This window comes from Burkholderia alba, assembly GCF_034721475.1.
Lineage (GTDB): Bacteria > Pseudomonadota > Gammaproteobacteria > Burkholderiales > Burkholderiaceae > Burkholderia > Burkholderia alba.
Genome location: NZ_JAWJWL010000001.1, coordinates 180,916 through 207,774, shown reverse-complemented (window position 1 = coordinate 207,774; position 26,859 = coordinate 180,916). Strand labels below are relative to the sequence as shown.

The 26,859-nt window shown below is 67.5% G+C and carries 25 protein-coding genes; 12 read left to right on the top strand and 13 right to left on the bottom strand.

The features are described from left to right. Positions 1-2 precede the first annotated feature (2 nt). The 5 genes from phnK to phnG are packed head-to-tail and all read right to left on the bottom strand — an operon-like array spanning position 3 to position 3,958. On the bottom strand, positions 3-773 hold the full coding sequence (gene phnK, locus RZR99_RS00965; protein WP_323117844.1) for a phosphonate C-P lyase system protein PhnK: 771 nt from the start codon (positions 771-773) through the stop codon (positions 3-5). Further along, a complete protein-coding gene (locus RZR99_RS00960; RefSeq protein WP_323117843.1) occupies positions 770-1,714 on the bottom strand; it encodes an alpha-D-ribose 1-methylphosphonate 5-phosphate C-P-lyase PhnJ in 945 nt (314 codons plus the stop codon). Before RZR99_RS00960 ends, phnK begins: the two co-directional genes overlap by 4 nt. After that, a complete protein-coding gene (locus tag RZR99_RS00955; protein WP_323117842.1) occupies positions 1,711-2,856 on the bottom strand; it encodes a carbon-phosphorus lyase complex subunit PhnI in 1,146 nt (381 codons plus the stop codon). Before RZR99_RS00955 ends, RZR99_RS00960 begins: the two co-directional genes overlap by 4 nt. Further along, positions 2,856-3,476: a phosphonate C-P lyase system protein PhnH gene (phnH, locus tag RZR99_RS00950; RefSeq protein ID WP_323117841.1), complete on the bottom strand. Its 621-nt coding sequence runs from the start codon at positions 3,474-3,476 to the stop codon at positions 2,856-2,858. Before phnH ends, RZR99_RS00955 begins: the two co-directional genes overlap by 1 nt. After that, the gene (gene phnG / locus RZR99_RS00945; RefSeq protein WP_323117840.1) at positions 3,476-3,958 is read right to left on the bottom strand and encodes a phosphonate C-P lyase system protein PhnG; all 483 of its coding nucleotides are present in this window, start codon (positions 3,956-3,958) and stop codon (positions 3,476-3,478) included. The genes phnH and phnG overlap by 1 nt, the downstream gene beginning before the upstream one ends. Before the next feature lie 181 nt (positions 3,959-4,139). On the opposite strand from phnG, the gene phnF reads away from it, so the two are divergent. The 3 genes from phnF to phnN are packed head-to-tail and all read left to right on the top strand — an operon-like array spanning position 4,140 to position 6,200. After that, entirely contained in the window at positions 4,140-4,913 is a 774-nt protein-coding gene (phnF, locus tag RZR99_RS00940; RefSeq protein WP_323117839.1) for a phosphonate metabolism transcriptional regulator PhnF, read from the top strand. Continuing rightward, positions 4,894-5,637: a DUF1045 domain-containing protein gene (locus RZR99_RS00935; protein ID WP_323117838.1), complete on the top strand. Its 744-nt coding sequence runs from the start codon at positions 4,894-4,896 to the stop codon at positions 5,635-5,637. Before phnF ends, RZR99_RS00935 begins: the two co-directional genes overlap by 20 nt. Continuing rightward, positions 5,634-6,200: a phosphonate metabolism protein/1,5-bisphosphokinase (PRPP-forming) PhnN gene (gene phnN / locus RZR99_RS00930; RefSeq protein ID WP_323117837.1), complete on the top strand. Its 567-nt coding sequence runs from the start codon at positions 5,634-5,636 to the stop codon at positions 6,198-6,200. Before RZR99_RS00935 ends, phnN begins: the two co-directional genes overlap by 4 nt. Before the next feature lie 317 nt (positions 6,201-6,517). On the opposite strand, the gene RZR99_RS00925 is transcribed toward phnN, so the two are convergent. Continuing rightward, positions 6,518-6,940 carry a hypothetical protein gene (locus tag RZR99_RS00925; RefSeq protein ID WP_323117836.1) on the bottom strand — a complete coding sequence of 141 codons (423 nt, stop codon included), beginning with the start codon at positions 6,938-6,940 and terminating at the stop codon, positions 6,518-6,520. 319 nt (positions 6,941-7,259) lie between these two features. Here RZR99_RS00925 and RZR99_RS00920 point away from each other — a divergent pair, with 319 nt between their 5' ends. From RZR99_RS00920 to ahpF, 6 genes are all read left to right on the top strand, one after another. After that, positions 7,260-7,574, top strand: a complete 315-nt coding sequence (locus RZR99_RS00920) for a hypothetical protein (RefSeq protein WP_323117835.1) — start codon at positions 7,260-7,262, stop codon at positions 7,572-7,574. Between the two features lie 501 nt (positions 7,575-8,075). Further along, positions 8,076-9,683: an FAD-binding oxidoreductase gene (locus tag RZR99_RS00915; protein ID WP_323117834.1), complete on the top strand. Its 1,608-nt coding sequence runs from the start codon at positions 8,076-8,078 to the stop codon at positions 9,681-9,683. 66 nt (positions 9,684-9,749) lie between these two features. Continuing rightward, on the top strand, positions 9,750-10,838 hold the full coding sequence (locus tag RZR99_RS00910) for a lytic polysaccharide monooxygenase (RefSeq protein ID WP_323117833.1): 1,089 nt from the start codon (positions 9,750-9,752) through the stop codon (positions 10,836-10,838). A 623-nt stretch (positions 10,839-11,461) separates the two neighbouring features. Further along, positions 11,462-13,168, top strand: coding sequence for a M4 family metallopeptidase (locus RZR99_RS00905; protein ID WP_323117832.1), 1,707 nt, complete (start codon positions 11,462-11,464; stop codon positions 13,166-13,168). Positions 13,169-13,432: 264 nt separating this feature from the next. Continuing rightward, positions 13,433-13,996, top strand: a complete 564-nt coding sequence (ahpC, locus tag RZR99_RS00900; protein ID WP_323117831.1) for an alkyl hydroperoxide reductase subunit C — start codon at positions 13,433-13,435, stop codon at positions 13,994-13,996. A gap of 91 nt (positions 13,997-14,087) precedes the next feature. Next, the gene (gene ahpF, locus RZR99_RS00895) at positions 14,088-15,686 is read left to right on the top strand and encodes an alkyl hydroperoxide reductase subunit F (RefSeq protein ID WP_323117830.1); all 1,599 of its coding nucleotides are present in this window, start codon (positions 14,088-14,090) and stop codon (positions 15,684-15,686) included. Between the two features lie 128 nt (positions 15,687-15,814). Here ahpF and RZR99_RS00890 read toward each other — a convergent pair whose 3' ends face one another. Together RZR99_RS00890 and RZR99_RS00885 are read right to left on the bottom strand one after the other, a co-directional pair. Then, positions 15,815-16,213: a DUF4440 domain-containing protein gene (locus RZR99_RS00890; protein WP_323117829.1), complete on the bottom strand. Its 399-nt coding sequence runs from the start codon at positions 16,211-16,213 to the stop codon at positions 15,815-15,817. A 24-nt stretch (positions 16,214-16,237) separates the two neighbouring features. After that, positions 16,238-17,644, bottom strand: coding sequence for an MFS transporter (locus tag RZR99_RS00885; RefSeq protein ID WP_323117828.1), 1,407 nt, complete (start codon positions 17,642-17,644; stop codon positions 16,238-16,240). A 114-nt stretch (positions 17,645-17,758) separates the two neighbouring features. Here RZR99_RS00885 and RZR99_RS00880 point away from each other — a divergent pair, with 114 nt between their 5' ends. Further along, a complete protein-coding gene (locus RZR99_RS00880; RefSeq protein WP_323117827.1) occupies positions 17,759-18,718 on the top strand; it encodes a LysR family transcriptional regulator in 960 nt (319 codons plus the stop codon). 99 nt (positions 18,719-18,817) lie between these two features. Next, positions 18,818-20,005, top strand: coding sequence for a YncE family protein (locus RZR99_RS00875; protein WP_323117826.1), 1,188 nt, complete (start codon positions 18,818-18,820; stop codon positions 20,003-20,005). Positions 20,006-20,125: 120 nt separating this feature from the next. Here RZR99_RS00875 and RZR99_RS00870 read toward each other — a convergent pair whose 3' ends face one another. Continuing rightward, positions 20,126-20,953: a hypothetical protein gene (locus tag RZR99_RS00870; RefSeq protein ID WP_323117825.1), complete on the bottom strand. Its 828-nt coding sequence runs from the start codon at positions 20,951-20,953 to the stop codon at positions 20,126-20,128. Positions 20,954-21,129: 176 nt separating this feature from the next. After that, a complete protein-coding gene (locus RZR99_RS00865) occupies positions 21,130-22,095 on the bottom strand; it encodes an SDR family NAD(P)-dependent oxidoreductase (protein WP_323117824.1) in 966 nt (321 codons plus the stop codon). A 135-nt stretch (positions 22,096-22,230) separates the two neighbouring features. On the opposite strand from RZR99_RS00865, the gene RZR99_RS00860 reads away from it, so the two are divergent. Beyond that, positions 22,231-23,175 (top strand): AraC family transcriptional regulator, encoded by a 945-nt coding sequence (locus RZR99_RS00860; RefSeq protein ID WP_323117823.1) that lies wholly within the window; start codon positions 22,231-22,233, stop codon positions 23,173-23,175. A gap of 188 nt (positions 23,176-23,363) precedes the next feature. Here RZR99_RS00860 and RZR99_RS00855 read toward each other — a convergent pair whose 3' ends face one another. The 3 genes from RZR99_RS00855 to RZR99_RS00845 form a co-directional block, all read right to left on the bottom strand. Beyond that, complete coding sequence (locus tag RZR99_RS00855; protein WP_323117822.1) at positions 23,364-23,735, bottom strand: MAPEG family protein; 372 nt, start codon at positions 23,733-23,735, stop codon at positions 23,364-23,366. Positions 23,736-23,872: 137 nt separating this feature from the next. Then, positions 23,873-25,789: a collagenase gene (locus RZR99_RS00850; protein WP_323117821.1), complete on the bottom strand. Its 1,917-nt coding sequence runs from the start codon at positions 25,787-25,789 to the stop codon at positions 23,873-23,875. A gap of 211 nt (positions 25,790-26,000) precedes the next feature. Beyond that, positions 26,001-26,489 carry a hypothetical protein gene (locus RZR99_RS00845; RefSeq protein ID WP_323117820.1) on the bottom strand — a complete coding sequence of 163 codons (489 nt, stop codon included), beginning with the start codon at positions 26,487-26,489 and terminating at the stop codon, positions 26,001-26,003. Positions 26,490-26,859 lie beyond the last annotated feature (370 nt).

The window sequence follows — 26,859 nt, the reverse complement described above, 5'->3', positions numbered from 1 at the left end:
CCTCATACGGGTAAGACGGACGACACCAGCATCTGCGTGTACGGATGCTGCGGATCGTCGAGTACCTGGTCGGTCAGGCCGGACTCGACGATCTCGCCGCCCTGCATCACCATCAGCCGGTGCGCGAGCAGCCGCGCGACGCCGATGTCGTGCGTGACGATCAGCATCGACAGCCGGAGCGTCGAGGTCAGCGTGCGCAGCAGATCGAGCAGGCGCGCCTGCACCGACACGTCGAGGCCCGCCGTGGGTTCGTCCATGAATACCAGGCGTGGTCCGATCACGAGATTGCGCGCGATCTGCAGCCGCTGCTGCATCCCGCCCGAGAACGTCGCCGGCAGATCGTCGATCCGGCCGGGATCGAGCTCGACGCGCGCCATCCAGTCGCGCGCGGTATCGCGCAGCCGGCCGTAATGGCGCGCCCCGACCGCCATCAGCGGCTCGCCGATGTTCGCGCCGGCCGACACGCCGTGCCGCAGCCCGTCGCGCGGATTCTGCTGGACGAAGCCCCATTCGGTACGCATCAGCAGGCGGCGGCGCGGCTCCGGCAGCGCGAACAGGTCGACGCGTTCGCCGTCGCTCAGGGTGTAGTGCAGCGTGCCGCTGTCGGCCTCGCCGCGCAGCGCGAGCAGGTTCAATAGCGTCGTCTTGCCCGAGCCGGATTCGCCGACGATGCACAGCACCTCGCCCGGATACAGATCGAAACTCGCGTTCGCGCAGCCGTTGCGGCCGCCGAAGCGCCGGGTCAGGCGGCGGGCGCTCAATAGCGGCGTCATGTCGGCTCTCCCACGGTCCGCGCATCGCGCGGCCGGGGCGCCGGATCGGGCGCGGCCTCGCCCGATCCGGCGTCGCGCCGTTCGCCGCAGTAGTCGCTGTCGGAGCAGACGAACATCCGCGTGCCCCGGTCGTCGACGATCATCTCGTCGAGAAAGCTGTCGCGCGAGCCGCACAGCGCGCAGGCGCTGTCCCAGCGCTGCACCTCGAACGGATGGTCGTCGAAATCGAGGCTGCGCACCGGCGTGTAAGGCGGGATCGCATAGATGCGCCGCTCGCGGCCCGCGCCGAACAGCTGCAGCGCGGGGCTCATGTTCAGCTTCGGGTTGTCGAACTTCGGGATCGGCGACGGCGAGCTGAGATAGCGGCCGTTGACGATCACCGGATAGTCGTAGGTCGTCGCGATGCTGCCGTGGCGCACGATGTCCTCGTAGAGCTTGACGCTGATCAGCCCGTAGTCGGCCAGCGCATGCAGCTTGCCGCACTCGGTAGCGCGCGGCTCCAGCTTGAACAGCGGCTCGGGCATCGGCACCTGGTAGATCATGATCTGGCGCTCCGTCAGCGGCGTTTCGGGAATCCGGTGGCGAGTCTGGATCAGCGTGGCGTCGGCGGTGCGGGTGGTGGTCGCGACGCCGGCCGTGCGCGCGAAGAAGCGGCGGATGTTGACCGCATTGGTGGTCTCGTCCGAGCCCTGGTCGATCACCTTCAGCGTGTCGTCGCGGCCGATCAGCGCGGCGGTCACCTGGATGCCGCCCGTGCCCCAGCCGAACGGCAGCGGCATTTCCCGCGACGCGAACGGCACCTGGTAGCCGGGCACCGCGACCGCCTTCAGCAGCGCGCGGCGGATCATCCGTTTCGTCTGCTCGTCGAGATACGCGAAGTTGTAGCCGTCGGCCGCGCGTTCGCCCGGTTCGCCGGCCGGAGACCTGTCGGGTGCGTTCATCGCGAAATGTCCTCCGTGATGCCGGATTCGAGGGGCGCGGCGTGACCGGCCGGTTCCGGCGCGGCGCCCGCGCGCAGGCGGCGCACGAGTTCCAGCTCGGCCTGGAAATCCACGTAGTGCGGCAGCTTCAGATGCTGCACGAAGCCGGACGCCTCGACGTTATCGCTGTGCAGCAGCACGAATTCCGGGTCCTGCGGCGGCGCGCCGGCCGTCTCGCCCAGCTCCTGCGCGCGCAGCGCGCGATCGACCAGCGCCATAGCCATCGCCTTGCGCTCCGAGTGGCCGAACGCGAGACCGTAGCCTTGCGTGAAGGTCGGCGGCACGCCCTTGCCGCCCGCGAACTGGTTCACCATCTGGCATTCGGTCAGTTCAATGTCGCCGATCTCCACGGTGTCCCCGCCGAGTTCGTCGAGCGCGATCTCGACACTGACGGCGCCGAACCGCAGCTCGCCCGCGAACGGATGCGAGTGTCCGTAGCCGCGCTGGGTCGCGTAACCCATCGCGAGCAGGAAGCCTTCGTCGCCACGCGCGAGATTCTGCAGGCGGGTGGCGCGATCCGCCGGGAATTGCAGCGGCTCGCGCGACAGGTCGCCCGGCTCTCCCGCGTCCGGCGAAACGGCTTCCTGCTCGATCAGCCCTTCGCGATCCAGCAGCGACACGACGCGCGGCATCGGCTCGGCGTCGCGCGGCGTATCGGGTAGCGGCGCGGCCGGCGCCGGCGCCGCGTCGCCCTGCTCCGCGAGCAGCGCGAAATCGAGCAGGCGCTGCGTGTAGTCGTAGGTCGGCCCGAGGAACTGCCCGCCGGGAATGTCCTTGAAGGTGGCCGAGATGCGGCGCGCGATCCGCATCGCGCCGGTATCGACGGGAACGGTGTAGCCGATGCGCGGCAACGTGGTCCGATAGGCGCGCAGCAGGAAGATCGCCTCGACCAGATCCCCCGCCGCCTGCTTGATCGCGAGCGCGGCCAGCTCCTCGTCGTACAGCGAGCCCTCCGCCATCACGCGCGCGACGGCCAGCCGCTGCTGTTCGCGGATCTGCGCGACGCTGATCGCCGGCAGCGCGGTGTCTCCCCGGCGCGCCTGTTCCAGCAAACGCCACGATGCCTCGATCGCGCGCTCGCCTCCCTTGACGGCGACGTACATCAGCACACCTCCACGAGCGTGGTGCGCGGCAGGCCGACCAACTGCCGGCCGCACACCAGATAGCAATCGATCCCGCACGGAAACAGCGGCGCGAGCGCCGCGCGCTCCTGCCAGAAGCGCGGCGGCAGGCCCTCCGGCGCGATCGTCCGGGCCTGCTCGATGCCGGGGCCGCGCAGCAGCACGGCGGCACCGCCCATCAGCGATTCGACCCGGATGAACAGCGTCACCGACTGCTCGGGCGCGTCCGGCATGCCGCAGGCGAAGCGCTCGAGGGGCGGCAGCGCGTCCGGATCGTGCAGATAGGCGAACCGCGCGTCGTGCGGTTCGCCGGCGATCGGCGCGCCGGTATGAAAGCGCACGGCGGACGCCAGCACCGCGTCGGCCTCGCCGAGAAACACGGGCGTCGAGTCGTCGCACAGCGCGAGCAGCGACGCGAACGCCGCCGGCGCGACCCGCGAGCGCAGCGGAGCCGGCGACTCGGGACGGACCGGATCGAGATGGCCGATCGTGCCGGGCCGGGACAACGTGTCGAGCAGCGTGCGGAACGCCCGCTGCGTGTCGTGCACCGGATCGGCGAAACCGGGCGGAACGTCGGAAATGGCTATTTGCGGATGCAGCATCAGTCGCCTCGCACCATCGTGAAGAATTCGACCCGGGTCGTCGCGGTCTCCCGCTCCCGCGCCGCGCGCGCGGCGGCCTGCCGCGCGCCGAACGGCTCGATCAGCTCCGCATGCGCGCGGACGTGCCGCTCGGGTATTTGCAGCAGCGCGTCGGCCAGCGCCGCCAGCTCGGCCCGGCGCTTGTCGCGGCCCAGATGGCACGCGACGCCGACCGTCGCGCCGTCGCGCAGCCGCAGCGTCGCGCGGGTGACCGTGGCCTCGCCGAGATTGAACGCGTCGCCCGTGCCGCCGATCCGGCCGCGCACCATCGCGAGCCCGATTTCCGGGGCGCGCAGCCAGTCGAACGACGGCCGGGCCGTACCCGCCAGCACGCGATCGAGCGCCGCCTCGAGATCCGCGCGCGGCACTCGCGCCAGCACGGCGAGCCAGGCTCGCCGCTCGGACGAGGAAGGAAAAGCATCGGCAACGGAAGAGGCGTTCATCGGAACTCCGGGAGGATCGGGACCATCGGCCGAGACAATTTAACCACTCTATTGTCTAAACGTCTAGACGTTTAGAGTTAAGATACGTCTAGACGATATCGACGGGATTTCACACAATCGCCATCGGCGCCGCACTACAATGCGCGCGACGCCAATTGAATCGCAAGGGAATGACAACGCCATGACATCGAACGACCCGGCCCTGCAGGACACGCACCTCGAACGCGGCGGCGGCGTTTCCGTATGGCGGCAGATCGAGCAGATCCTCGCGGCCGAGATCGCGGCGAACGGCTTCGGCGACGAAGGCCGGCTGCCGAGCGAAGGCGAACTGGCGAAGCGCTTCGACGTCAACCGGCACACCGTGCGCCGCGCGATGCTCGGGCTGGCCGCCGCCGGGCTCGTCAGCGTCGAGCAGGGGCGCGGCACCTTCGTGCAGTCGGGCGCGATCGATTACACGATCGGCCGCCGCACCCGCTTCACCGAGAACCTGGGCCGGCACCATCAGACCTCGGTGGGCAAGATGCTGTCCGCCGCGCGCGTGAAGGCCGATCCGGTCGTCGCGAAAGCGCTCGGCCTGCGGGCCGGCGCTTACGTGTACCGGATCGAATCGATCCACGAGGCGGACGGCGTTCCCCTCACCTACGCGCGCAGCTCGTATCCCGCCGCGCGCTTCGCGAACCTCCCGGCCGCGCTCGAACGCAGCGGCCGCGTGACCGACGCGCTGGCGGAACACGGCGTGACCGACTACCTGCGCAAGTGGAGCCGCATCGGCAGCGTGCTGCCCGAGGCGGCCATCGCGCGGCGGCTCAACATCAACCGGCAGCAGCCGGTGCTGTGGGTCGAGAACGTCGACGTCGATCTCGAAGGCCAGCCGATCAAGTACGGCATCACGCACTTCGTCGCCGATCGCGTGCAGCTGATGATCGAGAACGACGATGTGCCCGGCCGGCGCTGAGTTCGACGCGCGCTGGCCGGCGCACGCGCGCTTCGCGATCTACTACGCGCCGCCGCGCGATTCGGCGTGGTGGCGGGCAGGCTGCGCGTGGCTCGGCCGCGATCCGGAAAGCGGCGCCGCCTGCGCGCCGCCTCAGCCGCCCGCGCTGCGGCGGCCGGTCGATGCCGTCACCGCGTCGCCCGCCCGCTACGGCTGGCACGGCACGCTGATGGCGCCGTTCCGGCTCGCCGGCGGCGTCGCGCCCGGCGATCTGCTCGCGCAGGCCCGCCGCTGGGCACAGCGGCAGCCGGCATTCACGCTCGACATCGCGGCTGCCGCGTTGGGGCGCTTCGTCGCGCTGCGCGCGGCCACCGAGGCCGGCGATACGGCGATGCGCGCGCTGGCCGCCGATGCGCTGCGCGCATTCACGCCGCTGCGCACGATGCCGTCGGCCGCCGAACGCGCGCGGCGCGGCGCGCATCCGCTCACCGCGCGCCAGCAGGCGCTGCTCGACGAATGGGGCTATCCGTACGTGCTCGACGAATTCCGCTTCCACATGACCCTGTCCGATTCGCTGGCCGGGCAGGCCGAGCGCGACGTGCTGATCGGCTGGTGGCGGGACGCGGCGGCCGCGCTCGGGCCGCTGCCCGTCGACGCCGCGGCGCTGTTCGTCGAACCCGGACCGGGCGCGCCGTTCGTGCTGTGGCAGCGGCTGCCGTTCGCGACGGACGCCGCGTGCTCATGAGCGCCGCGCCGCTCGTCTATGTGATGGGGCCGTCGGGTGCGGGCAAGGACGCATTGCTCGCGTACGCCCGCGCGCGGCTGCGGCACGAGCGGATCGCGTTCGCGCATCGCTACATCACGCGCACCGGCAGCGATCACGAAAATCACATCGCGCTGAACGACGAGGAGTTCGCCGCCCGCTCGGCGCTCGGCCTGTTCGCGCTCGAATGGACGAGCCACGCGCTGCGCTACGGGGTCGGCATCGAGATCGACGCGTGGCTCGCGAAGGGCTGCACGGTCGTCGTCAACGGCTCGCGCGCGTACCTGCCCTTCGCACTCGCGCGCTACCCGCAGCTTCGGGTGGTCCATATCGACGCGGCACCGCATGTGCTCGCGGCACGGCTCGCGACACGCGGCCGCGAAACCGCCGACCAGGTGCGCGCACGCCTCGAACGCAAGGTCGCGTGGACGGCGCCCGCCGGCGCGGCGATCGCATCGATCGACAACTCCGGCGCGCTCGACGATGCCGGGCAAGCGCTTGTCGCGCTGCTGCGGCAAAGCCTGCCGGAATCGGCCGAGCAATGACGGTTCGCCTCCGGGCTCTACCGCTCCGCCGGAAGATGACTCGTTCGCGTCGGGTGACGCCCTTCTCGCCCGGCAGCGCTCATCGCAGCCCTGCAACACCGCCGAATCGCCGGACCGTCGTGGATGCGGACGAAACGTCGGACTCCACCGGCCGGGACCGATACGTCCAGTCACATCCGGCAACCGGCTCTTCCGCCGTGGCCGGCCTCAGCCCGGCGGAACAACGGCCTTTTTAGGTCGCCGGACGCCGGGATACACCGGTTGCCCGATTCGCGGCCGCACGGACGAGACCGAACTGAATCGCAGCGCCAATCCGGTCACTCGTCATCCGTGATGTTGCCAATCGGCGTTGCAGTAATGAACGGGTCGAATGATTTCGGATGAGCGACGTCGTCATCGAGGATGAGCGACAACGTGTACTGAACGCCCGTTCCGGTCTTACTGACGATCGACGACCAGGATGTGCCGCCCGTCCCGGCGATCTGCGTGGGCGTGATCATCTCCTCCCTTATCGCCTGACCACCGAACCCGGAAATCGCGACATCGTTGCCGGGATTGATTGAAACGACCGACCAGACAATCGTATCCCGCACTCTGCATAAGGTCAGCAGCTCGTTTCCGCCCTCTCCGTTGTAGCCCACATGGCCGGTCGTATCCACCATGTACACATAATCGGCGAGATTGTTATTCTGGATGGCTTTCCCGACATTGACCACAACCAATACATAGCGTGTCGTCATGACTTCCTCGAATAGTGTGATTGGCGCCAGACAATATATAAGTCGCCTTAATCATTCCAATTTTTAAAATCGAATTCGACTCACGCCAAGCAAGTTTCCGCTCGCGCGCAAATCAGGATCAACCTCACTGCCGGGATAGTCAACTACCAGATTTCGCAGTATCTCACTCACATTCAATCTCAATCCGATTCAGCATTCAATAAATCAGATCGCGATCATTTGAATTGACTATCTTTCATCAATTTCTATAGTAAACAAAGCCGACTATTCGCATCCGTCTATTCGGCAAAAAATTTTCCAAATTACCTGGACACGAAAAATGGACCAAAAAATTCCCGAAATCCTAGATGTCTATGAGAACGTGAAAGCCACTCGCGTCGAAGTGAGCCCCTCTCTCTCTTACACCAACAACTTCCTGGTCACCCTGGCCGACCCAAAAGGAAATAATTTCAATACGCGATTCATAGCCGACCCCCAGAGAGGTCAATCGGCGATAGATCACATTTATACCGCCATGGTGGCCAGCGTCTATTCCGGCCGTACCTTGACCGTCACCACGACGGGCGCGAAGACCTCCGATGGATACGGCGTAATCAGCAGCTGCATCTTCAGCGCCGCTTATACCGGATCGTAGATCCCGGCTCAGCCTGTTGACACGATCAGCCGCGACATCAAGCCGCGCGGATCGCTCCTGTCGAGATGCCGGCACCAATCGCGTCCGGCATCCATCGCGCAGGCAGCTCACTCGAAACCCTCACATTGCCCGGCGCTCACATGCCCTGAGAAGCGATAAGCATGTGCCGCCGGCTTTTCTAACGACGATCGGTATCAGCCGCTCGATGCTCGCGCATGAGCGTGCCCTCTCGCTCGCGCACGCTCCCGCCATTGCCCCCCAACATTCATGCACGTCACGCGACGCATCGCAGCCTCTCATGCGCCACGCACCCGCGCTGCCCCGGCCTACACCACACCGTCCCGCCTCGCCGCCTGCCATTTCTGGTAGCTCCCCGCGCGAACGTCGCTCAACTAACATTTAATTAATGGCTTCCGGCGGAATCATGCCGCGACGCGCATCGCGGCCCAATCAAAACGACACGGCATCACTCGAACGAGAGACCCTCAGGGGAAAGCGAGCTTGAGCTACATTCCGATCGATCATCACGACGCCCGCTACGACACCGTCAAGAAAGGCTTCAACCTGCGCTGGCCCTCCCCCGGCCAGGAAGCGCAGCGCATCCTGATCTGCAATCAGGCGGCGGACGCGCGACAGGCGATCGAATTCGCGCTGCTGAGCGGCCTGCGGCCCACGATCCGCAGCGGCGGGCACTGCTACGAAGGCTTCGTCTCGAACAACCCGGGCGGCGTGATCGTCGACATCGGCAACCTGACGGGCATCGAGGCGAACGTGACGGAAAGCGGCCGCCGCTACGCGTTTCGCGTCGCCGCCGGCCAGCAGAACTGGAACGCGTACCTGAATCTCTACAAGAATTTCGGCAAGACGATTCCCGGCGGCTCGTGCTATTCGGTCGGTTTCGGCGGACACATCTGCGGCGGCGGCTACGGGCTGCTGTCGAGACTGCACGGGCTGACCGTCGACTGGCTCTCGGGCGTCGACATCGTGATCGCGAACGGTCGATCCGCGCAGCCCGTGCACGCGAACGCGACGCAACATCCCGACCTCTTCAAGCTGTGCCGCGGCGGCGGCGGCAACAACGCCGGCCTGATCACGCATTACTACTTCGACGACCTGCCGGTCGCGCCGCGCCAGGTGGTGGTCCTGCTGCTGCAATTCCCGTGGGCGCAATTCACCGGCGCGAACCGCGCGCGCTTCGACGACTTCGTCACCGCGTACGGCGATTTCCTGAGCGCGGCCGACCGGGAACCCGATACCTACGGCCTCTTCACGATCCTCAAGCTGACCCATGTGTCGGCCGGCAACATCGGCCTCGTGGTCCAGTACACCGACCGCCACGGCGGCATCGCCGACCTCGGCCCGCTGCAGGCCTTCATGAAGGCCATCGCGCCGTTCGAGAAGCGTCTGCAGAATGCCTACCTGCCCGGCGCGGGCCAGCCGTTCGTCGGCACGCCGCCGGGCGCGCTCGCCGCGCGCGGGCTGCCCGACCACTCGCAGGCGATGGATTGGCTCTACGCGACCCAGACCTTCAACAGTTCCGGCAACAACCAGCGCGGCAAGTACAAGTCGGCGTACATGAAGCATCGTTTCACGCAGCACGAACTCGATGCGCTCCATCACCATCTGACCGACGTGCACAAGGACGACCCCGATTTCGCGCAATCGCTCGTGCAGATCGACTCGTACGGCGGCGCGATCAATCACGTGTCGAGCGGCAACCCTCACTTCGACCCGGCGCGCAACGAGACCGCTGTGCCGCAGCGCCGCTCGATCATGAAGCTGCAGTACCAGACTTACTGGACCGAGCCGGCCAACGACGCCAAGCACCTGACATGGATGCGCGATCTCTACTACGCGGTCTACCGGCACGACGGCTTCAACGGCACGCCGTACCCGGACTCCGCAGCGCTGCCCGGCTCGCGCTACGAAGGCTGCTACATCAACTACCCGGACGTCGACATGCTGACGGGCGAAGCGCCCGGCACCCCGCTTTATCGCTGGGGCGAGCTGTACTACGGCACGCTCTACGACGAACTCGTGTCCATCAAGCACACCTACGATCCGCAACACGTGTTCCATCACGCGATGTCGCTGGGCGCGGCCCCCTGAAGCCGCCGCAGCGCGGCTGCGCTGCCGACATCACGTCATTTCAATGACATGCAAGGAGAAAAACCGATGAAGTCGCTAATCTGCACCGCGTCACGCCACCACCCCGCCCGCCGAGCCGCCACGCTCGTCACCGGCCTCACGTTGCTGGCCGCCGTCGGCGCGACGCTCGCGCCGGTCCGGCAAGCCGCGGCGCACGGCGCGGTCGGTTATCCGATCGCGCGGCAGTACCAGTGCCGGCTCGAGGAAGGCTACTGGTACCCGGAGGACGGCTCGGCGATTCCGCACGACGATTGCCGCGCCGCCAGTCAGTCCGCCTATCCGTTCACGCAATGGAACGAGGTGTCGGCGAACCCGATCGGCCAGGGCGACGACTTGGCCAAGCTGAAGGAAGCCGTGCCCGACGGTCTGCTGTGCGCGGGCGGCGATCGCCAGAAAGCGGGCCTCGACGTGCCCGCCGCGAGCTGGCGCAAGACGCAGATCGCGCCGCGCAACGGCCAGATCGAACTGGTCTGGGAAAACACCCAATCGCACAATCCGGCGCGGATGCGCGTGTTCATCTCCAAGCCGTCGTACAACGCATCGCAGCCGCTGCGCTGGGAAGACCTGCAGCAGATCTACGACGCGCCCGCTGCCGCCCCGACGCCCGCGAACGGCGAAGGCCACCTGCCGGGTTCGATCCAGTCGTTCTACAAGCTCAACGTGACGCTGCCGCCCGGCCGCACGGGCGACGCCGTGATCTACAGCTACTGGCAGCGCAAGGACGCCGGCAACGAAGGCTTCTTCAACTGTAGCGACGTGTCGATCGGCGCCGACCAGGGCATCGCGAGCTTCCCGTGGATCGAGGACGGCGTGCTCGTCCAGCGCGGCTTCGCGCCGCAGGCAGGTCAACAGGTGCGGTTCCGCGTGATGGGCGGCGCGGATTCGCGCGGCGAGGAAGTGGTCGACGTGCGCTATCCGATCACGTCGAAGAATCTCGAATCGACGGCCTGGGCGAAACAGCTGGCCGATCAGGTCAACGCGCAGCACGGCTCGATCGTGCGCATCGGCGTGCGCTCCGGCAACGCCGTCTCGTACGACCCGGCGAATCCGTCCGCGAACAAGGTCTGGCTGAAGCAGAACTACAGCAGCGCGCTCAGCATCGTCGGCAGCAACTAAGGACGGCTGAACGCATCATCGTGCGTGTGAACGGCGTCCGGCTCCTCATCCCGTCGAAGACGCCGGACGTCGTGTGTGTCCGCGGATATTCCCTCGGTATCCGCCGTTGGCGACCACCGCTCCGCGCGGTGCGTCGCCCTTTTTTCTGACGAGACGCTGCGTCTCCGCCGTATGCGACGCGCATCGAGCGCGATGAAGCGGCCGGCCTACACCTCCCTCCGCGTTTTCCCTCCGACACCGCATCCCTGCGCGATGCGAATACCGGACCGCCCCTTCCGCCGTTTTCCTCGCCCCCGCCGCTGATCGATTCGACTGCCCGCGGTCTCGAACCGGGCTCGCATCCGCACCGCCACCCTGCCATGAAAACCGGCGCCTCGCGACGACTCCCTCCGGTCATTAATGCGCGCCAATAAATCAATCCGCCTCGAATTCGATATCCGGAATAAAAATAAGCCGTTTTATTTACAAATACAGCCAATATTAATTTATGAGTAATTCCCTTGTAATTGCACAATCCGGTGCCTAGCATGACTTGGCAGTTCACGATGCACCTCGACGTTTACAGCAGACGCTTAATCCGTTAATCGAATCAACGCGTGTCTTTAAATCATTTGGGGGATTGCATGAATAAACTGTCATATCTAGCCGCCGCCTGCATCATTTCATTGACCAGTGCCGCCGTTTGGGCAGAAAACGCGGATCGGCAGACTATCGTCGACCGCGCGCTGCTGGTTATCCAAAACAATCCGGCCGCTTTCAACCTGGCCGCGAGCCCGTCGGCGCGCACGGCCCGCGCGCTGGATTTCTCCACCTTCGCGAACGCACCGGCGGACGGCGACCAGTTCAAGGTCCGCGACGTCATCGTCGATCGCGACGGCACCGAACACGTCCGCTTCGATCGCTTCCATGGCGGCCTGCCGGTCGTCGGCGGCGACGTCGTCGTTCATTCGAGCCAAGGGCAGCTGAAACAGAGCAGCCTGACCCAGACCGCGCCCGTCAAGCTCGCGGGCCGGATCGGCAAGAGCGGCGACCGCGCATTCGTGCGCAACGCGCCGGACGTCAGCGCGGCCGCGGCGCAACGGATCGCGGTATCCCGCTTTGCCGCCGACGTCACCCGGATCGACGCGCCGTCGCTCGTCGTGTTCGCGCGCGGCCCGGCGACGGTGCTCGCCTATGCGGTGAGCGTGTACGGCAGCGCGAGCGACGCGCATACGGAAGGCGTGCGCTACTACGTCGATGCGCACACGGGCGCGCTGCTGGACGCGCAGGACCTGATCAAGACCGCCGCCGCGGCCGGCACCGGCCGCTCGCTCTACTACGGCAACATCCCGCTCACGACCGACCAGACCGGCGCGAACGCCTATCGGATGCTCGATCCGACTCGCGGCAACGGTTCGGTGTACGACGGCCGCGGGCTGACCTCGGACGCGGTCGAGCAAGCCGGTGATCTGCCGATCTTCACCAGCAGCACGAACGTCTGGGGCACCGGCTCGACCACCGATCGCCAGACCGTCGCCGCCGACATCGACTACGGCCTCGCGATGACCTGGGATTACTACAAGAGCGCGCACAACCGCAACGGCATCGCCAACGACGGACGCGGCGTGAAGAGCTACGCGCACGTGCTGTTCCGTACGCAGGGCGGCGGGGCGAGCGGCGCGAACGCGGCGTGGCTGTCGTCGGGCGTGATGGCCTACGGCGACGGCGACCCCGGCACCAGCGTGTCGAAGCCGGTCGTGTCGATCGACGTCGCCGGACACGAGATGAGCCACGGCGTGACCGAGGCCAGCGCCAACCTCGCGTATTCGGGCGACGCGGGCGGCCTGAACGAATCGACCTCCGACATCTTCGGTACGCTCGTCAAGTTCTACGCGAGCAATCCGAACGATCCCGGCAACTACGTGATCGGCGCGCGCATCGTGAACGGCGGGCTGCGCAAGATGTACAAGCAGGAACTCGACGGCCGCTCGTACAGCTGCTATCCGTCCGGCGGCTTCTCGTGGTCGAATCCGCGCCACGATCCGCACTTCACGTCGGGGATCGGCAACCGCTTCTTCTATCTGCTGGCGGAAGGCGCGACGGTGCCGTCGACGGACAGCGCGCTGTCGCGCAACCAGCTGGTCTGCAACGGCGACACGACCTTCACCGGGCTCGGCCGCGACAAGGCGGGCAAGATCTGGTACCGGACGCTGACGGTCTACCTGAACGCCAACTCGAGCTATCCGAACGCACGCCGCGCGTCGATCCAGGCCGCGAACGACCTGTACGGCGCGAATTCGGCGGAGAGCGCGATCGTTGCGCGCGCATGGAGCGCGGTGGGCGTGAACTGACGGCGCGCGGCCGGCGCCCCCCCGGCCGTGACGCTCGCCGCATGCGGAGCGTCACGGCCGCGCGAGCCGCCGATGCCGCTCGCCGCGACGTCGGCGGGCGCACCTGGGAACCCCGCGCCCGACCCATCGGAGCCGCGCCGGCAGGCGCTTTCAGCGAACATAGAAATTCGCGATGTCCACCATTGAGACAAGCAATTTCACAGCGGCGGACCCCATCGTCATACTGGCGCTTCCTCATCACTCACCGATTCAAAGGAAGCGCACATGCCGATCATCAACAGCCAGATCAAACCGTTCAAGGCCACCGCTTATCACCACAGCGATTTCGTGTCCGTCAGCGACGACACCCTGAAGGGCAAGTGGTCCGTCGTCGTGTTCTATCCGGCCGACTTCACGTTCGTGTGCCCCACCGAACTCGGCGATCTGGCCGACCGCTACGCCGAATTCAAGAAACTCGGCGTCGAAATCTACGCGGTGTCGACCGACACGCACTTCACGCACAAGGCCTGGCACGACACGTCGGACACGATCGCGAAGATCCAGTACCCGATGATCGGCGATCCGACGCTCGCGATCTCGCGCAATTTCGACGTGCTGATCGAAGAGGAAGGCATGGCGCTGCGCGGCACCTTCGTGATCAATCCGGAAGGCGAGATCAAGCTGTGCGAAATCCATGACAACGGCATCGGCCGCGACGCCGGCGAACTGCTGCGCAAGGTGCAGGCCGCGCAATACATCGCCGCCCATCCGGGTGAAGTCTGCCCCGCCAAGTGGACGCCGGGCGCCGAAACGCTCACGCCGTCGCTCGACCTGATCGGCAAGATCTGATCCCCCGGCCCTCGCGGCCGCGCCGCTCGTCGGCGCCGGCGCCCGCGATGCCGGCCGCCTCTCTCCTCCTCTCGTCACGGATCGAATCGCCATGCTGGACGCCAATCTCAAGACTCAGTTGAAGTCGTACCTCGAAAAAATCAGCCGGCCGATCGAGCTTGTCGCATCGCTCGACGACAGCGCCAAATCGCAGGAACTGAGTGCGCTGCTCAACGAGATCGCGTCGCTGTCGCCGCGGGTCGCGGTGGTGGAGCGCCGTGACGACGCCGAACGCAAGCCGTCGTTTTCGATCGGCGAGCCGGGCAAGACCACCGGCATCCGGTTCGCCAGCATTCCGATGGGCCACGAATTCACGTCGCTGGTGCTCGCGCTGCTGCAGGTCGGCGGCCATCCGGTGAAGCTCGACGACGCGGTCGTCGAACAGATCCGTGCGCTGGACGGCGACTACCGGTTCGAAACGTACATCTCGCTGTCCTGCCAGAACTGCCCGGAAGTCGTGCAGGCGCTGAACGTGATGGCGCTGATCAATCCGCGCATCCGCCAGGTGACGATCGACGGCGCGCTGTTCCAGCAGGAAGTCGAGGCGCGCCAGATCATGGCCGTGCCGACCGTTTTCATGAACGGCGAAACCTTCGGCCAGGGCCGCAGCAGCGTGAAGGAAATCCTCGCGAAGCTCGACAGCGGTGCGAGCGCGCGAGCCGCGAAGGAACTGGCGCGCAAGCCGGTGTTCGACGTGCTGGTGGTCGGCGGCGGCCCGGCGGGCGCGGCCGCCGCGATCTACGCGGCGCGCAAGGGCATCGCGACGGGCGTCGTCGCCGAGCGCTTCGGCGGCCAGGTGCTCGACACCATGGCGATCGAGAACTTCGTCTCCGTGCAGGAAACCGAGGGGCCGAAGTTCGCGGCCGCGCTCGAACAGCACGTGAAGCAGTACGACGTCGACGTGATGGACGTGCAGCGCGCCGACGCGCTCGTGCCCGGCCGCATCCACGAGATTCGCCTCGCGAGCGGCGCGGTGCTGAAGGCCCGCGCGATCGTGCTCGCGACCGGTGCGCGCTGGCGCGAGATCGACGTGCCGGGCGAGCGCGAGTATCGCAATCGCGGCGTGGCCTACTGCCCGCACTGCGACGGCCCGCTGTTCAAGGGCAAGCGCGTCGCGGTGGTCGGCGGCGGCAACTCGGGCGTCGAGGCCGCGATCGATCTCGCCGGCCTCGTCCGCGAAGTGACGCTGATCGAATACGGCGCGCAGTTGCGCGCCGACGAAGTGCTGCAGCGCAAGCTGCGCAGCCTGGCCAACGTGACGATCGTCACGCACGCACAGACGACCGAACTGACGGGCGACGGCACAAAGCTGAACGGCCTGGTGTACGAAGACCGCCGCTCGGGCGACGTGAAACGCATCGAACTCGAGGGCGTATTCGTGCAGATCGGCCTGGTGCCGAACACCGAATGGCTGAAGGGCACGGTCGAGCTGTCGAAGCACGGCGAGATCGTGGTCGATGCGCGCGGCGCGACGTCGGTGCCGGGCGTATTCGCCGCGGGCGACGTGACGACCGTGCCGTTCAAGCAGATCGTGATCGCGGTCGGCGAAGGCGCGAAAGCCTCGCTCGGCGCATTCGACTACCTGATCCGCCACGACCTGGACACCGCGCCGGCCGGCGCCGAGGCGCGCGACGCGGCGCTCGCCGCCTGACCCGGCCGCCGTCCGGATTCACCCGATCTACCCTTGGCCCTCGTTGTCGTGCCGCGAAGCACGCGATGAGGGCGTTTTTTTGCACGGGACTCCGATCGAGGGACATGCCTTCCCGGCCGCTTCGGGATCTATCCGGCGCACGCGGTCTCGTGCAGCCGCAGCCATTCGATGCGGCCTTCCCCATCCCGCACCATGACCGCCGTCGAATGACGCGCCGTCGTCTCGCCTGCTCCGCCGGCCTGCCACTCCCGATAGGCGATCACCGCGCGATCGCCGTTGCCGTCGATCGTCTCCAGATCCTCGATGACGATCTCCAGCCCCGGGCGCTTGCCGTGCGCGCCCGCGAAGAAAGCCGTCAACGTCAAGAAATCGAGCTTCGCGCCCGCTGGCGAGATCATCGAAAAGGCCGGCGAGAAACGCGCCAACAGCGCCGGCAGGCGAGCGAGTGCGGCTTCGCCGCGCAGCCATTGCTGGATCTCGACGTGCGCGTCGCGCACCTCGTCGAAAAATACGTTGCGTTGGTTCATCACCTCTCCATTCCGATCTTCGATTCAGGAAGCCGTCGCTTCGCCGCGCAGCAAACGCAGCGTATCCCCGGTCGACAGCCGGACGATCAGCGGCAGCGGCAGCAAGGTCAAAACCGCGGCCGCCGCGAAACAGTAACGATAGACACGCCGCACGGACTCCGCATCGTGGCCGGGCGCGACGCTCGCGAGCCCGCCGTTGAGCAGGCTGCCCAGCACCGCGACGCCCAGGCAGAAGCTCAGCTGGCGGTTGATGTTCCAGAGCGCGCTTGCCTGCCCCATCGAGGCAGCCGGCACCGCGAGGAACGCGGCGCTTTGCGCGGTGCTCGAACACAGGCTGCCGCCGAATCCCATCAACGCATACGCGATACCCAGCCCTTCCCCATGCGCGGCGCTCCACGGCGCGGCGAGCAGCAGCATGCCGGCGCACTGGACCAGCACGCCCGCCGCGAACAGCGGCTTCGGACCGCTCCGCGCGAAGCAGCCGCGCGTCGTCCCGATGGCCGCGAACGCGGCGGCCGCCCACGGCAGCATCAGTGCGCCGGTCCGGGTCGCGCTGAACCCCAGCGCGTCCTGCAGATAGAGCGACGCGACCAGACTGACGCCCATGAAAACCCCCGGCACGCACAGATAAACCACGACGCCCGTGCGCAACAACGGCTGCGACAGCAGCCGCAGGTCCAGCAGCGGCGCCGGGTGCCGCCGCGCGCCGCGCCGGTACGCGACACCGGCGAGCGCGGCCATCGCCAGCGCCAGCGATGCCGCGACGCCATGCCCGCGCCGGCCGAGCCAGGTCAGCCCCAGCAGCAGCCCGACCAGCGTGCTCACGCTGAGCATCAGCCCGCGGCGGTCGAGCGCGCCGGGGAATGCGGACGGGCGGGGATCCGCCGGCACCCAGCGCAGCGCGAGAACGGCGGTCGACAGCGCAAGCGGCAGCATCGCGATAAAAATCCAGCGCCACGACAGGCGATCGACCACGATCCCGCCCACCGCCGGCGACAGCGCGGGCACCAGCAGCGCCACCATCATGATCAGCGACGTCAGACGCGCCCGTTCGGCGACCGGATACGCGCGATAGGTCATCGCCTGCCCGACCGGAATCAGCAAGCCGCCGCCCAGCCCCTGCACGAGCCGCCAGGCGAGCAGCGCGGCGCCCGACTCCGCGCTCGCGGCGCCCGCCGCACCGGCCGCGAACAGCAGCAGCGATGCCAGCAGCACGCGGCGCTCGCCGCAGCGGGCGGCGAGCCACACACCGACCGGAATCACGATCGTCAGCCCCAGCATGTACGCATTGCCGACCCATGCGAGCTGAGCGACCGACGCGCGCAGCTCGCGGCCGAGCGCCGGATACGCGGCATTGATGACGAACATGTTGACGAGATCGAGCCCGAACCCGAGCAGGTAGACGACGGCAATCCTCGAACGTTGCAGCATGGCGGCCCGCGCAAATAAGCGATCCGCACAGTCTACGGAGCATCGCCGCGCAAAATAAGCCGAATGATCCGGCTACACTTGCGGAATTATTTTGACAATGCGAGGCACGACCCGATGGTCAGCCTGGATCGATTCGAGATGTTCTGCGCGGTCGCCGATGCCGGCTCGTTCACCGCCGCCGCCGCGCTGCTCAACCAGACGCGCGCCGTCGTCAGCTTCAACGTCAAGCAGCTGGAAGCCGAGCTGGGCGTCACGCTGCTGACCCGCACGACCCGCCGCGTCGCGCTGACGGATGCGGGCGAGCGCTTCCACCGGCGCTGCGCGCAGGTGCTGGAGGACGCGCGGATCGCCGTCGACGAAGCGCGCGGCGAGCACACCGGGTTGAGCGGCAGCCTGCGCGTGACGACCACGGTCGAATACGGCTTGATGGTGATCGCCCCCGCGCTGCAGGCGTTCATGCGCGTCTATCCGGCGTTGCAGGTGCAGCTCGAGACCCATTCGGCGGACGTCGATCTCGTGCGCGAGCGCTTCGACATCGCGATCCGGCTGGGACAGCTGCGCACGCGGCAGGCGTCGGGCTATCGCGGCGTCTGCATCGACGCATTCGAGGTGCGCCCGGTGATCGCCCCCGCGCTGCTCGCGACGACGGGCCGCAAGCGGATCGATACGCCCGAGGCGCTCGCCGCGTTGCCGCGCCTCGGACATCGCAGCCTGGAGCGGGTGGCCGGCTGGACCCTGGAGGACCGCAAAGGCGCGACCCGCGTCTACCATCCCGCCGGCAAGCCGTGCCTGATCGCGGACAATGCATCGATCCTGCGTTCGTTCGCGCTGCAGGGAACCGGTGTCGCGCTGCTGCCGCACTGGCTGGTGCGCGACGATCTCGACGCGGGCCGCCTCGTCGATGCGCTGCCGGACTACCGGTTCCCGCGCCAGTCGGTCTACGCGCTCTATCCGGCCGCGCGCCACGTGCCGCGCAAGGTGCGCGTGTGGCTCGATTTCCTGAAGGACTATCTGCTCCGCCGCGACGCGACGCCCGCGCGCCGCCCGGCGCCGTCCCGCGCGCGAACGCGATAAGATCGCCGACGGCCGGACGCGGCGATGGGCCAGCACGCGTCCGGGCCGGCATGCGGTACCCGATCCTCGACAACACGACCGACAATGGAGGGCTTCACCATGCATTCAACCGCCATGCGCGGGCGCCGAATCCGCGCGCTCGCGGGGCTGACGATCGCGGCGGCGGCGTGCGCCGCGCACGCCGCCGACTGGATCGTATCGGGCAACGACGGCAAGTATCAGCGCGTGGAAGGACGCGACACCTACCTGCCCGACCCGCCCGCCGACACGCTCACGCTGCTCGACGCGAGCGCGTTCCCGCCGAAGGTGGTCCGGCAGGTCGACGTCGAGAACGGCATTCAGGGGCCGCCGCAGGCCGTCGCCGTCACGCCGGATGCGAGCGTCGCGCTGGTCGGCGCGCCGACCCGCTACGATCCGGCCGCGAAGCAGCTGTTCTACGACACGTTCGTGCAGGTGGTCGACCTGACGGCCGCGCCGCCCGCCGTCACCCGCATCGAACTCGGCAGCCATCCGCAGGGCATCGCCGTCGACCGCGCGGGACGGCTCGCGCTCACCGCGAACCTGGACGGCGGCGTGTCGATCCTCGGCATCGACGGCAACCGGGTCGCGCTGCTCGGCAGACTGAAGGTCGGCAGCAAGCGGCTCGCGGGCATCAGCTTCACGCACGACGGCCGGCATGCGCTCGTCTCGCTGCGCGACGAGCAGGGCGTGGCCGTGCTGAACGTCGACGGCACGACCGTCACCGACAGCGGCGTGCGCCTGAGCAGCGGCGTCGCGCCTTATACGGTCGACGTATCGGGCGACGGCAAGTGGGCGGTCGTGAGCGACGTCGGGCTCGCCGGGCTGCCCGGCTACGCGGGCAAGCTCGCGGGCGACGCCGATACCGTCACGCTGATCGACGTGTCGCGCGAGCCGTTCCGCGCGGTCCAGCACCTCACGGTGCCGTCGCTGCCGGAAGGCGTCGCGATCTCGCCCGACGGCAAATGGATCGGCGTGCAGGCGATGGACGGCTCGAACCTGACACCCGACAACCCCGGGCGCCACAAGCTCGGCAAGGTGCTGCTGTTCGCGATCCGCGACGGCCGTGCGGTCAAGACGGCGGAACTGCCGGGCGGCGAGGCGGCGCAAGGCATCGTGTTCACCGCCGACAGCCGGCACCTGATCGTGCAGTTCAATGTCGAGCGCCAGCTCGCGCTGTATGCGGTCAACGGCGGAAAACTGCGCGACACCGGCGAACGGATCGCGCTGACGGGCGGGCCTTCATCGCTGCGGACGACGCCCCGCTGAGGGCGGTGGAATGCGCGCCCGCGGCGTGGCGCGCATTCCGGCCCGGGCGATGCACGGCGCGCGCGGCCGGCCGCGATGTCAGCCCCGGCGCGCCGGCGCGGCGAACGGCGCAATGCCGATTCAGGTACATGCGATATGCAGCGCCGCCGCGTCGTCCTTCGATTTCATGTCGCACCGCGCGTGCGTTTCCTCGTGGCTTCTCAAGCGCGTGAACAGCGCCGGCAGCCCTTCCCGCCACACCCATGCGATGACGTCGTCCTGCTCGATCAGCGCGTAGTGCTCCCACGCCCGTGACACGCCGTCGGTGCCCACGAGCACCTGGCACGGCGCGTCAAGGGTCCGGCGCGCATGCACGCCGTTCGCCGCGCTGTCGGGATTGAGCGTCAGCGCTGTGGTGTTGCGGTTGTGCTGCTGCTCGATGCGCCGGTCGCGGAGATCGTCCAGCCGTTCGCCGGAAAACCCCGAAAACGGCCGCCATCGGCGCTGCGCCGACGTCGACGGGAAATCGCCCGCCCCGGCGGCCGGTTCGCCGATTCCGGCCGCCCCGAACAACGCGAAGCAATCCGCGTATTGATGGATGTCCGCGATCACGTGCGTGTCCGTTCGCTGCAGTTCGACGATCGTGCAGGCGGCGGCCGGATACGCCCAGAGCGGCGTATCCCGGGACATCGACCGGTAACGCTGCCCCAGCGCTGCCAGCATCGGGCGAAGCCGGCCGGCATCGAAATCCCGTTCGCTCAGATCGCGGCTCAGGAACCCCGACAGTTCCGTCGCGAACCAGTGCGCGTCGGAGCGGTCGTCGAACGTGGTGAACGGATGGGCCGACAGGTGCGATGCGCCGTCGATCGCCCACGCCTTGAAGCGGTTGCCGCGCTGCACGTAGCCGATCACGTCTTCCGACGGCAGGCACGAGGACGGATCGGAAAGCTGGGAGAGGATGCGAAACATGATGAGCGAGGGAGCGTCCCCGAGCGTCGAGAGGAAAGGGGTCGATTATCGGCCGGAACGTTGTCGCGCGTACAGGTGAGCCGGACAGACCGGCCGGAGAAGCGGCAGCGAATTCTCCAGCCCGAACCTTCCCGCAACGAGGCCAGGGCCCGCCACTTCGGGCCTTCTACAGCCGCTCAGGCGCGCGATGCGAACGCATCGACCCCCGTCAGTTCCGCCGACAGCGTCCAGAGCCGCTCGGCCTGCTCCGGATCCACGGCGTGCGGCCGCACGCCCGCTTCCTCGCTGCCCGTCGTGACGGACGCCACGTCGCAATCCTCGCAATAGAGGCCGCCCAGCCCGGCGAGATGCGCCGATGTCGCGGCCCACACCTGCGTCGCCGCGCCCTGCGCCGGCGTCTTGAATGTCGGGTCGATCGGCTCGCCTCGCTCGTCGATCCACCCCGCCGCCATCATTTCCTCACGTGTCAGATGCCGCTGCAGCGGCGTCGCGATCTTGCCCGGATGCAGCGAGAAAGCGCGCACGCCGTCGCGCGCGCCGAGCGCATCCAGCTGCAGCGCGAACAGCGCATTGGCGGTCTTCGCCTGTCCGTATGCCCGCCATTTGTCGTAGCCGCGCGCGAACTGCACGTCGTCCCAGCGGATCGGCGAAATCCGATGGCCAAGCGACGATACCGCGATCACGCGTGCGCCGTCGCCGTGCGCGAGGACGGGCCACAGCCGGTTGACGAGCGCGTAGTGGCCGAGGTGGTTGATCGCGAACTGCGCCTCCCAGCCGTCGCCGACGCGCGTCTCGGGGCAGGCCATCACGCCGGCGCTGTTGACGACGATGTGGAGCTTCGTGCGCGCCTCGACGAAACGCGCCGCGAACGCGCCGACGCTCGCGAGATCGGCGAGATCGAGCGCGGCGACCTCGACGCCCGCGATGCCGCGTGTGGCATCGCGAGCGGCATCGGTCTGCCGCGCGCCGACCACGACGCGCGCGCCGGCGCCGGCCAGTGCGCGCGTCGTTTCGAGACCGAGGCCGGAATGGCCGCCCGTCACGAGCGCGGTCATGCCGGCGAGATCGCGGCCGTCGAGCACGCCGGCCGCCGTCGCGGCCGCGCCCAATCCGGTGTGAAGAGGCTGCTGTCGAGTCGTCATCTGGGTTCCTTGTCTGCGCGGCCGCGGCGGCCGACCATCGGCCGCGGCGTCGTGCAGTACCATTCTCGAACCGCTCGCTCGGACCGTGAATGCCTCCGGCTCCGAATTTCTATCGAGATCGTCCGGAGCCGATGCATGGACCCGTTGTCGGAAGTACTGTCGTTGCTGGAAACGCGCAGCTCGTATTTCACGGGCCTGCGCGCAGGCGGCCGCTGGGCGATCGACATCCCCCCGCCGGACGGCATCAAGTTCAATGCGGTCGTCGAAGGCTGCTGCTGGCTCACGGTCGAGCATGCGGGACCGCCCGTGCTGCTGCATGAAGGCGACTGCTTCCTGCTCACGGAGCCGCGCAGGTTTTCTCTGGCGAGCGATCCGTCGGTTCCTCCGGTCCCAGCGGCCGACATTTATCGCTTCGTCGAGAACGGCATCGCGCACTATGGCGAGCCGAAGGACTTTTTCCTGATCGGCGGACGGTTTTCTTTCGAGGACAACGTCCAGCTGCTGCTGGGCGGCCTGCCGCCCGTGGCGATCGTGAACGGTCATTCCGAGCAGGCGGAGGTGCTGCGCTGGACGCTGCAGCGGCTCGCCCACGAGTTCGGCTCGCGGTCTCCGGGGACGTCGCTGATGATCCGGCATCTCGCGCACATGATGCTCGTGCAGATTCTGCGGTGCTATGCCGATTCGCGCGCACACGGCGAGACGGGATGGCTGGCCGCCTTCGCGGACACGCGGATCGCGGCGGCGCTCGACTCGATCCATGCGGAACCGGCGCGCCGCTGGACCGTCGACGATCTCGCCGCGCGTTGCAACGTATCGCGCTCGACGTTCGCGCTGCGTTTCAAGCAGCGGATGGGATTCGGGCCGCTCGAATATCTGATGCGCTGGCGCATGCAGCTCGCGACGCGCGAGCTGCGGCACTCGGAAGCGCCCGTATCCGTCATCGCGCAGTCGCTCGGCTACGACTCGGACAGCGCGTTCAGCCACGCATTCAAGCGAGTCGTCGGACGTTCGCCCCGGGACTATCGCGACGATCCGGCCGCGACGCGATTCGGCGCGCCGAGCGCCGATCCGGTGGGTTGATCCGGCCGACAGATCGCGGATCGTTCAGGCATCCTGACCGGGTGCCCCACCCGGACGCACCCGAATGGAACGCGCGGACGTCATGGCGATGGCCGGTCGCATGGATCGCTACGGCCCCCCGCCCCTAACCGACACCGTCCCATCATCCCGGTACGCGCCCCGTACAATCCGGGCTTCGACGGCCCCGCTTAAGCCGCCGCGACGAACAGCCAGACGATGCAAATCAGCCCGACGAACCACACCAGCGAGCGCAGCGCCGCCCAGTTCACCAGATACAGCAGGCCGTGCAGCACGCGCGTCACGACGAACGCGATCGCGAGTTGATCGACCCGCAGCGGATTCGCGCCGTTGTGCCACGCGACGACGAGCGCCGCCGTGAACAGCGCGAGCGCCTCCCACGAGTTCTGGTGCGCGGCGCTCGCGCGGGCGCGCCAGCCTTCCAGCTTCGCCAGATAGGCGCGCGGCGTGCGATTGTCGTAGCCCTTCTGCGACTTCGCGCACATCGTCCAGACGAACGGCAGCAACGCGACGATCAAAAGGCAGGTCTGCGACGTGTTCATCTCCGGGTCTCCTGATTGTTACATCGATGAATGACAGAATTCGCCGAAGCTTAGCACCCCGCCCCGCCCCGCGCGCACCGGTTTTCTAGACGGGGCCCTCTGCCGCGCTGCAAGAACCGGCGGCGGCCCCGTCCGGCTCAGGGTTGCGGCGGCTCGCCCGCCGTGGTCGCCACCCGCGCCCAGTCGGCGAACTCCTGGTCGTAGCGCGGCGCGAGGTCCTCGACATAGTTCGCGTAGCCGTCGTAGTCGCCGGTGCGAAAGCGCGCGACGATCGCGTCGACGTCGGCGCGATGCCGTTCGAACATGAAGCGCGTTGCCATATAGCCCCAGCGGTACGCGCGCGCGACGTAGTCGGCCGACGTGTAGCGGGTCGCGAGCACGTCGGAGAAGCGGTAGGCGCCGCTGCGCGCCGCCTCGATCGATTCGGGGTTGTCGTTCTTTCTCGACAGGTACTCGGCGACACCCTCGATCCACCACACGGTCGGCTTCGCCGTGCTCACCGCGAAATCGCCGGCCATGTCGTAGCGGCCGTCGAGATAGTGGGTGAACTCGTGTTCCAGGTTCCAGACCTTGAACTGCGGGCGCAGCCACGACGCCTCGTGCGCGATGAAGCGGGCCTGATTGCCCGGCCGGGACGGATCGCCTTCCAGGTACATACCGCCGTTGTCCGTGCCGATTCCGTAGATCACCGACGCGTACTTGCGGTAGTTGTCGTAGTCGTCGAACACGACGAGTTCGATCGAATCGTTGCGGTCGCCGGCCACGGGCTTGCGGTCCGTCTTCATCATCCGGTGGAAGTAGGCGTCCTGCTGCGCGACCGCCGCGCAAACCGACTGCATCTGCGCCGTCGTCATCTCCTGCGCGACGATGCGGACCTGCGCGTTGCACGCGTACCGCTGCGTCAGCACCGCGGCCGTCAGCTTGCTCTTGTAGTCGCAGACGCCGTAATCCGCGCAGTGATCCGGGTCGCCGTACTGCACGGCCTCCGCCGCCGCGAGCCACAGGTCGCTGTCGGCCCCCGTCATGCTGGTCGACGCGAGCATCTGCCGGACCATCGGCTTCACGCGCGGCAGTTGCGCCGGATAGCGGAGGAACCGGTAGGTTTCACGCGCCGCGTCCGCCAGCTGATACGCGGCGCTCGTGTTCGACAAGCTCGCACGGTTCGCGGTGACGAAGCGGTTCAGCGTGTCCGGCAGCGATGCGTCGCTCTCGAGCGTGCGGCGCGCGTCGGCCCGCTGATGCGCGTAGAAGAAAACCGTCAGGAGTCCGGTGAAACCGCCCGCCGCGCTCGGCTGACGCAGCGGCGCTGCCGCCTGCGGGTCGGCCGCGCTCGCGGTGTACGCCGCGACGCGCTGCTTGAGCGTCGGCAGGTAGTACGCCTCGTCCTTCAGGTTCGTGATGAGCTTCATCAGCTCGCTCGCGGTGCTGGGCGCGCGCGCGTTTTCCCGGTACAAGGCGTCGCCCGAGAGGCTGCGCTGGATGTACGGACGCAGCGCGACCGCCAACCCGGGCACCTGATCGGCGAGCCCGCTCACGTCGTATTGGTAATACGCGGCGCGCAGATAGATCAGCAAGTTGACGAGCACCAGGTTGCTCGCGTCGTAGCCGTGGATCTCCTGCACGAAGCGGCTCGCGACCGCGTGCACGTTCTCTCCGCTGAAGATGACCGTCGCGAGCGGCTTGTCGACCGAGAACAGGCCGTAGTGGCATTCGTAGTCGGGCAGGTTCGCGATGGCGTCGGCCAGCGCGGCGCCGCGGTAGCGCGCGATCGCGTTCATGTCGCGGCAATCGTCGCCGGCGGTGCTGCGCTTGCTGCGCGCGTTCGCCGGCCGCGGCTGCGACGGCTGCAGCAGCGCGGCGCGATCCTGCTTGCTGAGCGGCAGGTTGTACGCCGACTGTTCCGGCGACACCGGCAGGTTCTGCGGCGCGCGCGGCATTCTCGCCTGCTGCGCCTGCCCCGGGGCCGGCCCGGCCACCGCGACGGAAACGCCACCCAGCACGGCAAACGCGGCAACCCATTGGCATGCCGCCCTCGAGACTCTCGTTATTATCATGATTTCCACTCTTCTTATTAAAAGAAGAGGGCGAATTTATAACAGCGAAAACTTTCCCGTCAATTCAATTACGAAATTTACGGCAGATTTACATTTCGTTGAATGATTAAGATTATTTAGGCAAATAATTCAACAATATTTTTATTTATCCATTGCCTGACGCAAATCAAGCCGCGCGCGGCGCGGCATCGACGCTCGACGGGCCGGCGGCCTAGTCGGGACGGTTGAAATCCGCCGCGATCCATTTCTGCGCGCTCGTCTGGGAAAGCTTGTAGCCCGCGGACACCCGAGCCTGCGCAAGCAGCGTGCCGTCCGGCGCGAACGCCTTGAGATCCGCGTAAGGGTCGTCCTCGTCCGGCACGATATCGAGCGTCACGGTCACTTCCTGTTCGTTCGCCCACACCGTCACCGCCTTGTGCAGCATCGCGTGGCGCTGCTGCTCGTGCCGCCGCAACACCTCGGATGCGGTCTTCACCAGCGTGCGGAACGCGGCGGAATCGAGCGGCTTCGGATTCTTCTTGTCGCGCCCCATCGTCCACGGGCCGACCAGCGCCGGCTCGGCCTCGCCGTCCTTGATCATCTCGACCGCCCAGCCGTCGTCGTCCTCGTTCTTGATCACGCGCGCGGTCCAGCCGTCGTCGCGCCACAGGCCGCTTTCGTGAATCGCGGTGTCGTCGGGTTGCAAATCGGAATCGGTCATAAGTCTTGAAAATACGGGGGAAACATCCGCGCCGGGCTCGCCCGGCGAGCGGCCGGCACAGGCAAAACAGCGATTTTACCCGCGTGCGCGCATCGGTCCGCCCACGCCGCGCCCAGGTTGCCCGATCGGCCGAGCGCCGACGCACGTCGCGGTGCCGGCCGAGCATGCCGTCGGTATCCGCCGTCGCGCCGATCCGACCCGCTCGACCGACCCTCGGCCGATCCGCGTCGTCATGCGTTTTACCGCCTGGGCGGAACCGTTTCCCGAACCATTTCTTATCGGTGTCTTTACCGATTTTCACTGCGGGAAAATCCTTCCCGCAAAAGTTTGCAATACCGAAATTAGAGACCTACGCTCATAACCATGCCGA